General features: G+C 65.2%; 13 protein-coding genes. 7 read left to right on the forward strand and 6 right to left on the reverse strand.

Going from position 1 to position 14,134, the window contains the following annotated elements; all coding sequences use genetic code 11:
- Positions 1-49 precede the first annotated feature (49 nt).
- The 4 genes from ACYG9V_RS27735 to ACYG9V_RS27750 all read left to right on the forward strand — a co-directional run bounded on the left by ACYG9V_RS27735 (position 50) and on the right by ACYG9V_RS27750 (position 7,082).
- Positions 50-1,054 (forward strand): AAA family ATPase, encoded by a 1,005-nt coding sequence (locus tag ACYG9V_RS27735; protein ID WP_023711133.1) that lies wholly within the window; start codon positions 50-52, stop codon positions 1,052-1,054.
- Positions 1,054-1,968: a DUF58 domain-containing protein gene (locus tag ACYG9V_RS27740; RefSeq protein ID WP_023711132.1), complete on the forward strand. Its 915-nt coding sequence runs from the start codon at positions 1,054-1,056 to the stop codon at positions 1,966-1,968. The genes ACYG9V_RS27735 and ACYG9V_RS27740 overlap by 1 nt, the downstream gene beginning before the upstream one ends.
- Positions 1,965-4,790, forward strand: a complete 2,826-nt coding sequence (locus tag ACYG9V_RS27745) for a DUF4159 domain-containing protein (RefSeq protein WP_460222046.1) — start codon at positions 1,965-1,967, stop codon at positions 4,788-4,790. Before ACYG9V_RS27740 ends, ACYG9V_RS27745 begins: the two co-directional genes overlap by 4 nt.
- Positions 4,791-4,997: 207 nt before the next feature.
- On the forward strand, positions 4,998-7,082 hold the full coding sequence (locus tag ACYG9V_RS27750) for a membrane protein (protein WP_023737800.1): 2,085 nt from the start codon (positions 4,998-5,000) through the stop codon (positions 7,080-7,082).
- Positions 7,083-7,123: 41 nt separating this feature from the next.
- Here the strand turns inward: ACYG9V_RS27750 and clpS are convergent, their stop codons facing one another.
- The 4 genes from clpS to ACYG9V_RS27770 all read right to left on the reverse strand — a co-directional run bounded on the left by clpS (position 7,124) and on the right by ACYG9V_RS27770 (position 8,639).
- Entirely contained in the window at positions 7,124-7,429 is a 306-nt protein-coding gene (gene clpS / locus ACYG9V_RS27755) for an ATP-dependent Clp protease adapter ClpS (RefSeq protein ID WP_023670006.1), read from the reverse strand.
- A gap of 133 nt (positions 7,430-7,562) precedes the next feature.
- The gene (locus tag ACYG9V_RS27760) at positions 7,563-7,910 is read right to left on the reverse strand and encodes a hypothetical protein (RefSeq protein ID WP_352762349.1); all 348 of its coding nucleotides are present in this window, start codon (positions 7,908-7,910) and stop codon (positions 7,563-7,565) included.
- A gap of 156 nt (positions 7,911-8,066) precedes the next feature.
- Entirely contained in the window at positions 8,067-8,297 is a 231-nt protein-coding gene (locus ACYG9V_RS27765; RefSeq protein WP_023670004.1) for a hypothetical protein, read from the reverse strand.
- A 39-nt stretch (positions 8,298-8,336) separates the two neighbouring features.
- Positions 8,337-8,639, reverse strand: coding sequence for a hypothetical protein (locus ACYG9V_RS27770; protein WP_023683677.1), 303 nt, complete (start codon positions 8,637-8,639; stop codon positions 8,337-8,339).
- Positions 8,640-8,897: 258 nt separating this feature from the next.
- On the opposite strand from ACYG9V_RS27770, the gene ACYG9V_RS27775 reads away from it, so the two are divergent.
- The 3 genes from ACYG9V_RS27775 (at position 8,898) to ACYG9V_RS27785 (ending at position 11,518) form a co-directional block, all read left to right on the forward strand.
- The gene (locus ACYG9V_RS27775; protein WP_023670002.1) at positions 8,898-9,614 is read left to right on the forward strand and encodes a response regulator; all 717 of its coding nucleotides are present in this window, start codon (positions 8,898-8,900) and stop codon (positions 9,612-9,614) included.
- Complete coding sequence (locus tag ACYG9V_RS27780; RefSeq protein WP_023683676.1) at positions 9,611-11,020, forward strand: ATP-binding protein; 1,410 nt, start codon at positions 9,611-9,613, stop codon at positions 11,018-11,020. Before ACYG9V_RS27775 ends, ACYG9V_RS27780 begins: the two co-directional genes overlap by 4 nt.
- 93 nt (positions 11,021-11,113) lie before the next feature.
- On the forward strand, positions 11,114-11,518 hold the full coding sequence (locus ACYG9V_RS27785; protein WP_023691602.1) for a YciI family protein: 405 nt from the start codon (positions 11,114-11,116) through the stop codon (positions 11,516-11,518).
- A gap of 18 nt (positions 11,519-11,536) precedes the next feature.
- On the opposite strand, the gene ACYG9V_RS27790 is transcribed toward ACYG9V_RS27785, so the two are convergent.
- Positions 11,537-13,012, reverse strand: coding sequence for a pyridoxal phosphate-dependent decarboxylase family protein (locus ACYG9V_RS27790; protein ID WP_352762351.1), 1,476 nt, complete (start codon positions 13,010-13,012; stop codon positions 11,537-11,539).
- A gap of 19 nt (positions 13,013-13,031) precedes the next feature.
- Positions 13,032-14,117 (reverse strand): PLP-dependent cysteine synthase family protein, encoded by a 1,086-nt coding sequence (locus ACYG9V_RS27795; RefSeq protein ID WP_023748149.1) that lies wholly within the window; start codon positions 14,115-14,117, stop codon positions 13,032-13,034.
- Between the last annotated feature and the right edge of the window lie 17 nt (positions 14,118-14,134).

The following is a 14,134-nucleotide window of genomic DNA, read 5'->3' on the forward strand; positions in this document are numbered from 1 at the left end:
AAGGCACTACAGTGCAAGCCGGTACTTCCAGCACAAGGATCGATGCGGCATGAGCGTAATGGTCAAGGAAAGCCCAATCAACGAAAAGGACATGATCGCCCAGGCCGAGACGGCGCTGGCCGATATTTCCAGGGTGCGCGACGGCGTCGGCCGCGTCATTTTCGGCCAGGAAGTGGTGGTCGAGCGCACGCTGGTGGCGCTGCTTGCCGGCGGCCATGCGCTGCTGGTCGGCGTGCCCGGCCTTGCCAAGACCAAGCTGGTCGAAACGCTCGGTGTCGTGCTCGGCCTCGATTCGCGCCGCATCCAGTTCACGCCCGACCTGATGCCTTCCGACATTCTCGGCTCCGAAGTGATGGAGCAGGACGAGGCGGGAAAGCGCTCCTTCCGCTTCATCTCCGGCCCGATCTTCGCGCAATTGCTGATGGCCGACGAGATCAACCGCGCCTCGCCGCGCACCCAGTCGGCGCTGCTGCAGGCAATGCAGGAATATCACGTCACCATCGCCGGCATTCGCCATGACCTGCCCGCACCCTTCCATGTACTGGCGACGCAAAACCCGCTGGAGCAGGAAGGCACCTATCCCCTGCCCGAAGCGCAGCTCGACCGCTTCCTGATGCAGGTCGACATCCTTTATCCCGAAATCGAGGCCGAGCGGCGCATTCTGCTGGAGACCACCGGCATCGAGGACGCCAAGGCGCAAAACGTGCTGCAGCCGGCGCGGCTGAGGGAAATCCAGACGCTGATCCGCCGTATGCCGGTGCCCGAAAGTGTCGTCGACGCCATCCTCAAACTGGTGCGTTCGGCGCGTCCCGGCCAGGGCAATGCCGAGACCGACAAGCATGTCGCCTGGGGTCCCGGCCCGCGCGCCAGCCAGGCGCTGACGCTGTGCGCCCGTGCGCGCGCGCTTTATGACGGGCGGCTGGCGCCGTCGGTGGACGACATCCGCGCGCTGGCCGAACCGGTGCTGCAGCACCGCATGGCGCTGACCTTTGCCGCCCGCGCCGAGGGCACGACCGTGCGCGACGTGGTAGCGAAACTGGCCAAAGGAATCTGATGGCGCGTATCGGCGAAGTCCAGGCACCGGCAGCGACGCGCGACGCGCTCGCCAGGGGCCGCTTGCGGGCTTCGCTGGTGCCGGACCTGCTGGTCGAGGCGCGCCGTATCGTCAATACGGTAATTGCCGGCTGGCATGGCCGCCGCAAGCGCGGCATCGGCGAGAATTTCTGGCAGTTCCGCCCCTATGTCGAAGGCGATTCCTCGCGCATCGACTGGCGCCGTTCGGCCCGTGACGACCACACCTATGTGCGCGACCGCGAATGGGAAGCAGCCCACACGGTGTGGCTTTGGGCCGACCCATCGCCCTCCATGCTCTACAAATCGACTGGCGCCAGCGTTTCCAAGGAATCGCGCGCGCTGGTGCTGGCACTGGCCATGGCCGAATTGCTATCTCGCAGCGGCGAGCGCATCGCCTGGCCCGGCCTGACCGATCCGTTCACCGCCCGCAACGGCGCCGAGCGCATCGCGGCGCAATTGATGCACGCCACCGACCCGCCGGCAAAGCCTGACCTGTCCGCCATCCGCCGCTTCTGCGACATCGTCGTCGTCAGCGATTTCCTCGACCCGGTCGAGGAGACCATGGAATGGCTCGATGTGCTGGCGCGGCATGGCGTGCGTGCGCATCTGATCGAGGTTGCCGATCCGGCGGAGGAGACCTTTCCCTATGCCGGCCGCACCGAATTCACCGATCCCGAGACCGGCGACAAGCTGACCGCCGGCCGCGCCGAAATGCTCGGCGACGAATACCGCCTGCTCTACACCGCCCGCCGCCAGGAGTTGGCCAGCTGGTGCAAGCGCCTCGGCTGGAGCTACACCGTCAACCACACCGACCGCCTCGCTTCCGAGGCGTTGGTGCGCATCCACATGGCGATGACCGCCGATGGCGCATTCGTGGGAAAGGCCGGCGCATGAACTGGCTGCCGCTCTCCTTTGGCGCTCCCATGGTGTTGTGGGGCCTGCTGGCGCTGCCGGTGATCTGGTGGCTGCTCAGGCTCACACCGCCCAAGCCGCAGTCCGAAATCTTTCCGCCGCTGAAGATCCTCGCTCGCGTGCTGAAGCGCGAGGAAACGCCGCAGCAGAGCCCGTGGTGGCTGACGCTGCTGCGGCTGTTGATGGCAGCCCTTGTCGTCGCGGCATTAGCCGAACCCGTTTTCAATCCGCGCGAAAAATTGCCGGCCGAGGGCGCCGCCCTGGCGCTCGTCATCGACAATGACTGGGCGAGTGCCGCCGACTGGGGCAAGCGCGTCGCCACCGCCCAGCGGCTGATCGCCGATGCCGGTTCGAACGGCGTACCGGTCGTCATCGCCTTCACCGCCGAAAAGCCGAACGCCGAGATCGGCCCCTTCGATGCGGCGGCTGCCCTCGACCGGCTGCGCGCCGCCAAGCCGAGGCCGATTCCGACCGACCGACCCGCTGTCTATGCCCGCGTCGCCGGCGTGCTGGAAACCTTGCCCGGCGCCAGCGTTGCCGTTCTCGCCGACGGCCTTGCGGCAAAAGGCGACGAGGCCGCCTTCAACACACTGCTGTCGAAAAACGCCGCCCGTGTCGTCTGGGCCGATTCCGACCGGCTGGCGCTGACTGGGCTCACCGGCGCCGAGAACGAGGTCGACGGCTTCGCCCTGACCGCCATCCGCGCGCCCGGCGACCCGGCGCCGGCACAAGTCACCGCCGGCGCCTTCGACGACAAGGGCCGCCGCATCGCCGACGCGACGCTGACCTTCGCGCCGGGTGAGACCACCGCCACCGGCACAATGGCGGTGCCGTTCGAACTGCGCAACGACTTCGCCTCGATCGCGCTCGACGGCGAACGCCAGGCAGGTGCGGTGCGCGTGCTCGACGAAAGCTCCAAGCGCCGCCGCGTCGGACTTTTATCGCAGGCCGAGGCCGACCAAGCGCAGCCGCTTCTGTCGCCGCTCTATTACATCAGGCGCGCGCTGCAGCCTTTCGCCGATCTGGTCGAACCGTCGAGCGTCGATCTCGCCGACGCCATCCCGCAGCTTCTCGACCAGAAGCCGGCGATGATCGTCATGGCCGATATCGGTACCATTCCGCCGCAGGTCCATCAGCGGCTGGTCGACTGGGTCGACAATGGCGGCACGCTGGTGCGCTTTGCCGGTTCGCGGCTGGCCGCCGCCGGCAATGACGATGATCTGTTGCCGGTCAGGCTGCGCACCGGCGAGCGCTCGCTTGGCGGCGCGCTGTCATGGACGACGCCGCAAGCGGTGACCGAATTCCCGAAGAACGGCCCGTTCGCCGACCTCGCACCGCCGGCCGAGGTCACGGTAAGCCGGCAGGTGTTGGCCGAACCGACGCCGGACATCGTCGAACGCACCTGGGCAACCCTTGCCGATGGCACCCCGCTGGTGACCGGGTTGAAGAAGGGCAAGGGCACGCTGGTTCTGTTCCACATCACCCCGGAAGCGACATGGTCGACGCTGCCGATCTCCGGCAGCTTCGTCGAGATGCTGCGGCGCATTGTGCAACTGTCGCGCAACCAGGGTGCGGCGGTTGCCAACGCTGAAGCCGCTGCTACGTCGCTGGCGCCTTATCGCATGATAGCCGCCGACGGCACTTTGGTGCCGCCGACGCCGGACGCACGACCGCTGGTCCCTGGCGCCGGCTCGCTGCCGGTGACGTTCGAGAACCCGCCCGGCCTCTATGGCTCGGAAACCGGCGTTTTCGCCCACAATCTGCTCGACCCGGCCACCGCCTTCGCGCCGCTGGTGCGCCCGCAATTCACAGTGCCGGTGACCAATATCCAGTACGCTTTCGATGAATCGCGCGACCTCAAGGGATCGCTGGTCACAGCGGCACTTGTGCTTATGCTGCTCGACACGCTGGCGGTGTTCTGGATGGGCGGGCTGATGTCGCGCCGACCGCGCCGCGCCCGATCGGCCGCGGCAACGACGGCTGCGCTGCTGCTTGGCCTCGGCATGCTGTTTGGCCATGCCGACCTCGCCCGCGCCGACGACGCCAAGCCCGGCGATGCCGCCGCTATCGAGGACATTGCCAAGACCCGCATCGCCTATGTGCTGACCGGTGTGCCCGGTGACAATTCGATCAGCCGCGCAGGGCTCGAAGGCTTGACCCGCTTCCTGATCGAGAAGACCGCGCTCGAGCCGGGCGCGCCGGCGGGCGTCGATATCTCGAAGGACGAGCTTTCCTTCTATCCGCTGATCTACTGGCCGATCGATCCCTCCGCGCCGATGCCGAGCCAAGCCGCGATCGCCCGCATCGACGCCTATATGCAGCAGGGCGGCACGGTGCTGTTCGACACGCGCGACCAGTTCGCCAACGGCATCGGTGCGGATTCGGCGAGCCCGGCGACGGAACGGTTGCGCGACATTCTCGGCAATCTCAACGTGCCGCCGCTGGAGCCGGTGCCCGCCGACCATGTGCTGACCAAATCCTTCTTCATCCTGCCCGAATTTCCCGGCCGCTTCTCCGGCAGCCCGCTCTGGGTGGAAGCCTCGCTCGAGGCCAGCAATGCCGAGAATCGGCCGGTACGCGTCGGCGACGGCGTCTCGCCGATCCTGATCACCGCCAATGATTTTGCCGGCGCCTGGGCCGTCGACGAGAATGGTGACCCGCTTTTGCCGACCGTGCCATCGGATCCGATGCAGCGCATCTATGCGCTGCGCGCCGGCGTCAACATCATGATGTACATGCTGACCGGCAACTACAAATCCGACCAGGTGCACGTGCCGATCCTGCTCGAACGGCTGGGGCAGTAGAATGGCGGTATTGGCTAGTTACGTCTCGATCCTGTCTGGCGCCGGCGGCGCAGCCTCACCCTCCCCCTTTTGGGGAGGGTCGGCTCGCTGTCGCAGCGAAGCGAAGACAGTGAGCCGGGGTGGGGGTGCAGCGCTAGCGTTCTGTCGCCTACCCGCACCCCGCTCCGCTACGCGGATCGACCCTCCCCACAAGGGGGAGGGTAAACGATGAACTGGTCGATTTCCTTCGAACCGCTGCTGTCCTGGCCCTTGCTGGCTTTGGTGCTCGCACCGCTGCTGGTGCTGGCGGCTGTCGGCTTGTGGTTTCGCCAGCGCGGCGCGATCTTCCGCATCGCGGCGCTGATTGCGCTGGGCGCAGCACTCCTCAATCCGGTTTTCCTCGATGAGGAGCGCGAGGCGCTGAAGAGCGTCGTTGCCGTCATCGTCGACCGCAGCCAGAGCCAGGATATAGGCGACCGGACCAAACAGACCGACGAAGCGCTTGCCGGTTTGCAGCAGCGCCTTGGCCGCTTCAAGCAGTTCGACGTCCGCGTCGTCGAGGCCGGCAAGTCGGAAGCCGCCGACGAGCGCACCGAGACCAAGCTTTTTGCAGCGCTTGAAGGCGCCTTCCGCGACGTGCCGCCCTCGCGCATCGGTGGCGCCATCATGATCACCGATGGCGAGGTGCATGACGCGCCGGCCGCCCCCGACTTCAATGCGCCGCTGCACGCGCTGATCACCGGCAACGAGCACGAGAAGGACCGCCGCATCCGCTTCGAGAACGCGCCGCGCTTCGGCCTCGTCGGCAAGCCGCTCGACATGACCTACCGCGTCATCGCCACCGACGGCGAAACCGGCCCGGTCGATGTCCGCGTCTCGGTCAATGGCGAGCAGGTCGCGGTCGAAGAGGCGACCATCGGCCAGGCGATGCCGCTGCAGGTGACCATCCCCGGCGCCGGCCGCAACATCGTCGAACTCTCCATTGACCGCGAGCCGGGCGAACTGACCGACGCCAACAACCGCGCCATCGCGTTGATCGACGGCATCCGCGAGAACTTGCGCGTGCTTTTGGTTTCCGGCGAACCGCATGCCGGCGAGCGCACCTGGCGCAATCTGCTGAAATCCGACGCCTCGGTCGATCTCGTCCATTTCACCATTCTGCGGCCGCCGGAAAAGCAGGACGGCACGCCGATCAACGAACTGTCGCTGATCGCCTTCCCGACCCGCGAGTTGTTCGTCGAGAAGATCAAGGATTTCGATCTCATCATCTTCGACCGCTACCAGCACCGCGACGTGCTGCCGATCCTCTATTACGACTACATCTCCGAATATGTCGAAAAGGGCGGCGCGCTGCTGATCGCCGCCGGGCCGGAATATGCCGGCGACGCCTCGATCGCCCGCACCCCGCTAATGTCGTCGCTGCCGGCAATGCCGACCGGCGAAGTCATCGACAAGGCCTTCTATCCGCGCCTCACCGATCTCGGCCAGCGCCATCCGGTGACGCGCGGCCTCGACGGCTCGGCGACCGAGCCGCCGCGCTGGAGCCGCTGGTTCCGCACCATCGGCGTGCAGAACCCCGAAGGCGAAGTGGTGATGAAGGGCGCCGACAACCGCCCGCTGCTTCTGCTCGATCATAAGGGCGAAGGCCGCGTCGGCATGCTTCTGTCCGATCAGGGCTGGCTATGGGCGCGCGGCTTCGAGGGTGGCGGGCCGCATGTCCAGCTTTACCGCCGCATCGCCCACTGGCTGATGAAGGAACCTGAACTCGAGGAAGAGCGGCTGACCGCCGACGGCCGCGGCATGATGCTGGAAATCCGCCGCCAGACGATGAGCGACGATCCCGGCCCGGCGCAGGTGATCACCCCTTCGGGCAAGGCGCTGATCGTCAAGCTGGAGAAGTCCGAACCCGGCGTTTTCCTGGGCAGCATCGAGACCAAGGAGATCGGCCTCTACCAGATCGGCAATGGTGACCTGACCGCACTCGCCCATGTCGGCCCGGTCAACGCGCCGGAATTCTCCGACGTCGTCTCCACCGAGGACCGGTTAAAGGCTCCGACTGAGGCCACCGGCGGCAGCGTGCGCCGGCTGGCGGCCTCCTCCACCCTTGGCCAGCTCACCGGCAGTGTCGCCCTGCCCTCCATCGTCCCGGTCCGCGCCTCCGGTGCGGCCTCGGGCGCAGACTGGATCGGCCTGCGCAGCACCGACGACAGCGTGCTCAAAGCCGTCTCGCGCGTACCCCTGTTCGGCGGCTTCCTCGGCCTTTGCCTGCTGCTGCTGGCCATGGGCGCGATGTGGTATAGAGAAGGAAGGTGATGCCTTCTCCCCGTCACTATACGGGGAGAAAGACGCTCAACCTACTCCTCCGGCTCCGTCGTAAACAGCAGCGGGTACCCCTTGGCCTTGGCCGCGTCGACGGCCCGTGTCGCCTTGGTCTCGGCGACATCCCTGGTGAAGACGGCAACGACGCAAACGCCGAGCCGGTGCGCGGTGATCATCACCCGGTTAGCCTGGTCTTCGCTGAGCTTGAACTCGCCCTTCAGCACCGTCACCACGAATTCGCGCGGCGTAAAATCGTCATTGATGAGGATGACCTTGTAGAGCTTCGGCCGCTCGGTCCGCGGCTTGGTCTTGGTGCGGGGTTTGGAACTGATTTCAGGCATCGGGAACCGGTATCGCGCGAGGGGTCGCTCTCACTTTGTCATGGGGGAAAGCCGTCGTCCATTTTGATCGGCGCGCCAAACCGGCTTCCCGGAAGTGCTGCCGTTCACAAATTTAGGAAGTGTATGCTGCGGTTCAACGGCCCTGGCGATTGGCGACGCGACGAGCCTGGAATTGCCGTGCGCTGGATGCCGCATCCGGCCTTGATCCGGCCGCCTTGTATTCGACCCAGGCGACCGCGAACCAGCCGAAGAAGCAGGCCAGCGCCGCGCCGGTGATCACGGTAAGCAGCAGGCTTTGCCATGGTGTGATGTATTGCCAGCTGCTGGAGATTGCCGGTGCAAACAGCGACGGCTCCGTGCGCCCGCTCACCGGATCGGGCACCGGGCTGGCGGTGAACTGGATCAGCACCCTGACCATTGCCGAGGCCACAAGGCCGCCGATGGCCATCGAGCGCAGAATGGATGAAAGCCGCTTCTTCATGCGGGCTATCCTACCGGACCGGCATTGCAAACGGGTTAAAGTCCTGGGTGGCCGGCACCCATCAACGGGTAATCATGCACTCACACGACAAGGCCGCTCCAGCCGGGGGGGGTGCTGGAGCGGCCTTGTTACAGACAAGCCTGTTGGCTGTCTGGATCAGGCCTTCGGGGCGTCCGTCTTGACGACCTTCTTCGCCTTCTTGTGCTTCTTGACGGGCTTCTTGGCGACGACCTTCTTCACCGGGGGCTTGGCGGTCGTGGTCGCCGGAGCGGTGGTCGTGGAAGCAGCCGGAGCAGCGGTCGTGGTGGCAGCGGCATTGCCCAGAGCCGGCATTGCGAAAGCGAGAGCGACGGCGAGACCGGTGGCGGAGAGGATGGACTTTTTCATGGCTTCATTTCCTTCTTTGTGCGGGTCGAGTTTCGAGTGTCACTGAACCGGGTCGATCGGTGTCACTCCAAGCAGCTTCAAAGCGTTCGCGAGCATCCGGATACCCTGTGCCTGTTTCTTGTTGGCGCAGAACCGGTTTCCCTTTCTTTGCAGTGCTTTCGCCGCGGTGACCTGCGTTGCCGCGGCATGGGTTTCAAGGGCTTCGTCTACCTGGCGATTGAGATCGATGCAGCGCTCGCTCCTTGTGATCGGCGTCACCTTTGCGGTTGTGGCTCCGACCGCGGCTGTGACGAGCGGAATGCTGAGCAGCGCACCCATCAAGCTGATCGTGAACCTGTGCATTGGTGATGTCCGTTACTCCGGAGACTTCGCGTCGCAGCCGATGTCCTGACCGCCACGGCACCTTTTATGCCCTTGATTTTTTTCGGGAGTTTTTCCGGACTATAGAATTTTGTTTCTGGATTGTTTCTGGCAAATCGGCTTTGCGGGCGATCATCGCCGCTGGCCAACATGTGGCCAGAATTCTATCGTGTGGGTGACGCCACAGAAGCAGACTCAGAAGGCAGCCGCCGACCGGCCGCCAGCAATGACAGGATCGCCGTGAAATCCGATGCGCACATACTGATCGTCGACGACGACAAGGGCATTCGCGACCTGCTTCAGGAATTCTTCCAGAAGCGGGGCCTGCGCACTACGGTTGCCGCCGACGGCGTCGAGATGGAAGACATACTGCGCCGCACGCAGGTAGACCTGATCGTGCTTGATGTGATGCTGCCGGGAAAGAGCGGGCTGGAGCTCTGCCGCGACCTGCGCGCCAGCTACTCGACGCCGATCATCATGCTGACGGCGGTGACCGAGACCACCGACCGCGTCGTCGGCCTGGAGATGGGCGCCGACGACTATGTGCCCAAACCCTTCGATCCGCGCGAGCTGCTGGCCCGTATCCGCGCCGTTTTGAGGCGCAATGGTGCTGCCGAGCCGAAGCGCGCCACCACCAAGCAGATCTATCATTTCGCCGGCTGGACGATGGACTGCTCGCGCCGCCGGCTGATGGCGCCGGGCGACGTCAGGGTCGAGCTGACGATGGCGGAGTTCAACCTGTTGCAGACCTTCGTTAAAAGCGCGCAGCGAGTGCTCACCCGTGACCAGCTCATCGAGCTTTCCGGCGGCGACAGCGACTATTCCTTCGATCGCAGCATCGACATCCTGGTCAGCCGCCTCAGGCGCAAGATGGAAGACGACCCCAAGACGCCGAAACTGATCCTGACCGTGCGCAGCGGAGGCTACCAGTTTCTGCCCGAGACCACCTCCGAATGAGACGTTTCCTGCCGCAAACCCTGCCGGTCTGGGTTTTGCTCATCGTCATTGCCGGCCTGCTGATCAGCCAGGTCGCTACGCTCTATATCGTCTCGCGCGATCGCGCCGTCGCCAATGACGAGGTCGATCTCTACCGGCTGAACGACCGCGCCTATTCGCTGGTGCAGCTGATGCATGACGACACGCCGGAGCAGCGCAAGCTGACGGCCTCCGGTCTGTTCAACGCCACCTATGCGCTCACCGTTTCGGACACGCCCGCGGTCACCTCGTCGATCGCCGGCGACGACGAACTGGCCGAACTCGAGGACATCCTGGTCGGGCGGCTGTCGAAATTCGGCATCACCGACGCCCGCGTCCGGCGCGATCCGGCAACCCAGGCAGCCAACGCGCCTGGCGGTGTGGCCGTGACCAAGGATGTCGGCGCGGTGGAGCGTGACCTGCTATCGCTGGCGGCGAGCTTCGCCCAGAGCGACAAGCTGACGGCATCTGTCCGCTTCGCCGACGGCCAATGGCTGAATTTCACCGAGCCCAACACGCCGGTCGGACCGATATTGAGCTTCGACAGCCTGCCGCTCTATTCGCTGATCGCGGCCTTGGTGGTGATCATGTCGATCTGGTCGCTGCGCCGGCTGACAGCGCCCTATCGGATGATGGAAACGGCGGTCAACCGGATCGGCACGGACCTGAAGAGCCCGCCGATCGCCGAGACCGGCAGCCGCGAAATCCGCGCCGCGGCCAAAGCCGTCAACGCCATGCAGGTCCGGCTGCGCGACTATGTCGAGGACCGCGAACATCTGGCCGCCGCGCTCGCCCACGATCTGCGCACGCCGCTGACCCGCATGCGGCTGCGCCTCGAACTGTTGCGCAGATCGACGGCCCGCGAGGCGCTGGCCCACGACCTCGCCGACATCGAGAGCATCGCCAGCTCCGTCATCGACTTCGCCACCTTCGAAGTCACCGAGGAGAAGAGCGAGCGGATCGATTTCTGGTCGCTGGTGGAATCGATCGCCGACAGTTTCGAGGACGTCACGTTCGACCATGACGGCGCCAGGCCGCGTGGCATGATCTGCATCGCGCGACCGGTGGCGCTGAAGCGCTGCGTCAACAATCTGGTCCAGAATGCCGTGACCTACGGCAAGAAAGCCCATGTCAGCCTGCGGCAGTCGGACGGCACGGTCACGCTGGTCATCCGCGACGAGGGGCCGGGCATACCGCAGGCGCAGCTCGACCAGGTGTTCGGTTCCTTCGTGCGGCTGGAGCAATCGCGCAACCGCCAGACCGGCGGTCTCGGCCTCGGCCTGACCATTGCCCGCAACATTGCGCGTGCCGCCGGCGGCGATGTCAACCTGTCCAACCGTCCCCGCGGCGGCCTGCTGACGGAGCTCAGCCTGCCGCTGGCGGCATGAGGCAGCAGACTAGCGTCTCGATGGGCACCGGGGGTGGATCAGCCAACCCAACCTTGCAATAGTGCAGCCGCTCGAACAGGAGGAGATCGCCGCATGTTTTACGCCATCCTGGCCTATCACGTCGAACAGACCATCCAGTCCCTGACGCCGCAGCAGGATGCGGCGCTGATGCACGACCTGCTCGAAGTCAACGCCAGGCTGACCCGCGAAGGCAAGCTCGGGCCGGCGGCAAGACTGGGCGCGACCGCCGACGCCGTGACGCTGCGCGGTCCGGGCGAAGGCATCGTCATCGACGGGCCGTTTGCCGAGACCAAGGAACAATTGCTGGGTCTTTATGTCCTCGACTGCGCCACGCAGGAGGCGGCGATTGCGGCTGCGCGCGACTTGCGCCGCGTGAATCCCTCGGCAGTCTACGAAATCCGGCCGATCACATTTTACCTTCCCGGCGTGACGTTTCCCGCTACGGAGGGCGATTTAAAGGAGGCCGCCAGCGGCTGAGAACTACCCCATGGCCGGTCAGGCAGAAGCGATCTCGTTGACCAGGCGGACCGTTTCGGCGACGAGAAGGTCGAGATCCTCGCGCCGGGTCCGGTGGTTGTTGATCGCCACCCTGAGGCAATGCCGGCCTTGCACCGTGGTATCGGAAATGGCGGCGGTTCCGTCTTCCTGCAGCCTCAGCATGATCTCGGTGTTGAGCGCTTTCGCGCGCTCGCCATCGAGACCATCCGCGCGATAGCGGAAGCAGACGATGTTGATGCTGGTCGGCGCCGTCAGTTCGAGCGCTGGTTCGGCCGCGATCAGCCCTGAGAGATACTGCCCCTGCGCAATGTTCTGGTCGATCAGGCGGCCGAATTTTTCGACGCCGTGTTCTCGCAACGCCATCCACACTTTGAGTGCCTTGAAGCCACGTGTCGTCTGCAGGCCATAGTCGTGCAGCCATTGGCCGGAGGCCAACCCGCGCGGTGTCGATTCCAGATATTCCGGCGTCACCGCGAAGGTCTTGCGATGCGCCGAGGCATCCCTGACCAACGCGCAGCCTGCCTCGAACGGCGCATGCAGCCATTTGTGCGGATCGAGCGCGATGGAATCGGCCCATTCGATGCCGGCGACGCGATGTGCATTCTCAGGCGCGATCGCGATCAGCGCGCCGATGCAGCCGTCGACATGGAACCAGAGGTCCTCCTCATGCGCCAGCTTGGCCAGCGCCTGCAGATCGTCGATGGCGCCGGTGTTGACAGTGCCGGCGTTGCCGATGATGCAGGCCGGCTTGAACCCGGCCGCGCGATCTTCCGATATCGCAGTCCTCAAACCTTCAATGTCGATGCGCAGGCCGGCGTCGCTGGCAATGCGGCGCAGCGCCTTGTTGCCGAGACCGAGCGCTTCCATCCCCTTGCGGTGACAGGAATGGACCTGGTCCGAGCCATAGAAACGCAAAGGCTTTTCGATTGCTCCAACGCCGTGCTCGCGCACGTCGATGCCGGCCTTGGTGTTGCGCGCCACGGTGAGCCCGATGATGTTGGCCATCGAGCCGCCGCTGACCAGCGTACCGCTGGCCGAAGCCGGCATGCCCATCATCTGCTTGCACCAGTCGACCACCTGGCCGTCCATCAGGGCGGCGGCATGGTTGCCGCCGCCGAGATTGGAGCCCTGGATTGCCGCCAGGAAATCGCCGATCGCGCCGGTAAAATTGCTCGACCCCATATACCAGGACCAGAAGCGCGGATGGATGTTGCCCATCGGATAGGGCATCACCTTGTCCACGACATCGCCATAGATGTCGGCAAGCGGGGTCGGCGATTGCGGCAGCGAGGCGGTGAAGAAATCCCTCACATCTCCAGGCATCTCCTGCCACACCGGCCGTTGCCTGACATCGCGCAGGTAAGCGACGGCATCGTCAACGATCCGATGCGACAGGCTTTGCACATCGGCCCAGTCCGAGGGGTCAAGCGTTTCCTCGGCACTGGTAGCCGAGCGTCCAGGCATCGCGTCCATGCAATTTGCTCCCGCGTCATCATGCCGGGAACTGGCAACCGGGCGTCGAGCGCGAGAGAGCAAGCTCTTCCGCATTCATCTCGGCCTCGATGCCGTCGAACAAAGGCGTGGTCATGTAGCGTTCACCGGTATCGGGAAGCATGCACAGGATCACCGATCCGGCCGGTGCCGTGCCGGCGATCTGGCGCGCCACGGCAAAAGCCGAACCGCCGGAAATGCCGGTGAAGATGCCTTCCTGCTGCGCTAGCGCCTTGGCCCATTTCATGCCCTCCGGCCCGGCGATCGGCATCACCTCGTCATAGAAGTTGCCATCGATGGCCTCCTGCAGGACGTGCGGGATGAAATCCGGCGTCCAGCCCTGGATCGGGTGCGGTTCGAAAGCCGGATGGCTGGCGGCCGGCGCTCCGCCGGCGCCACGCATCTGCGGCTTGCCGCTGCCGACAAGCTGCGCATTGGCCGGTTCGGTGAGCACGATCCGGGTCTCAGGCCGCTCGCGGCGCAGCACCCGCGCCACGCCGGCGACGGTGCCGCCGGTGCCGTAGCCGGTGACGAAATAGTCGAGCCGCGAGCCCGCGAAATCGTTGACGATCTCGCGTCCCGTGGTTGCTTCATGAATGTCGGCGTTGGCCTTGGTCTCGAACTGGCGCGCCAGGAACCAGCCATTCGCTTCGGCCAGTTCCACCGCCTTCTTGTACATGCCGAAGCCTTTCTCGGCGCGCGGCGTCAGCACCACCTTGGCGCCCAGCATCCGCATCAGCTTGCGGCGCTCGACCGAGAAACTGTCGGCCATCGTCACCACCAGCTTGTAGCCCTTCTGCGCACAGACCATGGCAAGACCGATGCCCGTGTTGCCGCTGGTCGCCTCGACGATGGTCTGTCCCGGCTTGAGCGCGCCGGTGCGTTCACCTTCCTCGATGATGTTGAGCGCCAGCCGGTCCTTCACCGACGCCGCCGGATTGAAGAACTCGGCCTTGACGTAGATGGTGGCGTGCGCCGGTCCGAGATTATTGACGCGGATGACCGGCGTGTCGCCGATGGTGTCGAGGATGCTGTCGAACAGGCGGCCGCGGCCGGCCGTGGTTCTGATTTTCTGCTGATGCAACATGGTAGACTCCTGGTTCT

The sequence above is a fragment of the Mesorhizobium sp. W016 genome (assembly GCF_054719485.1).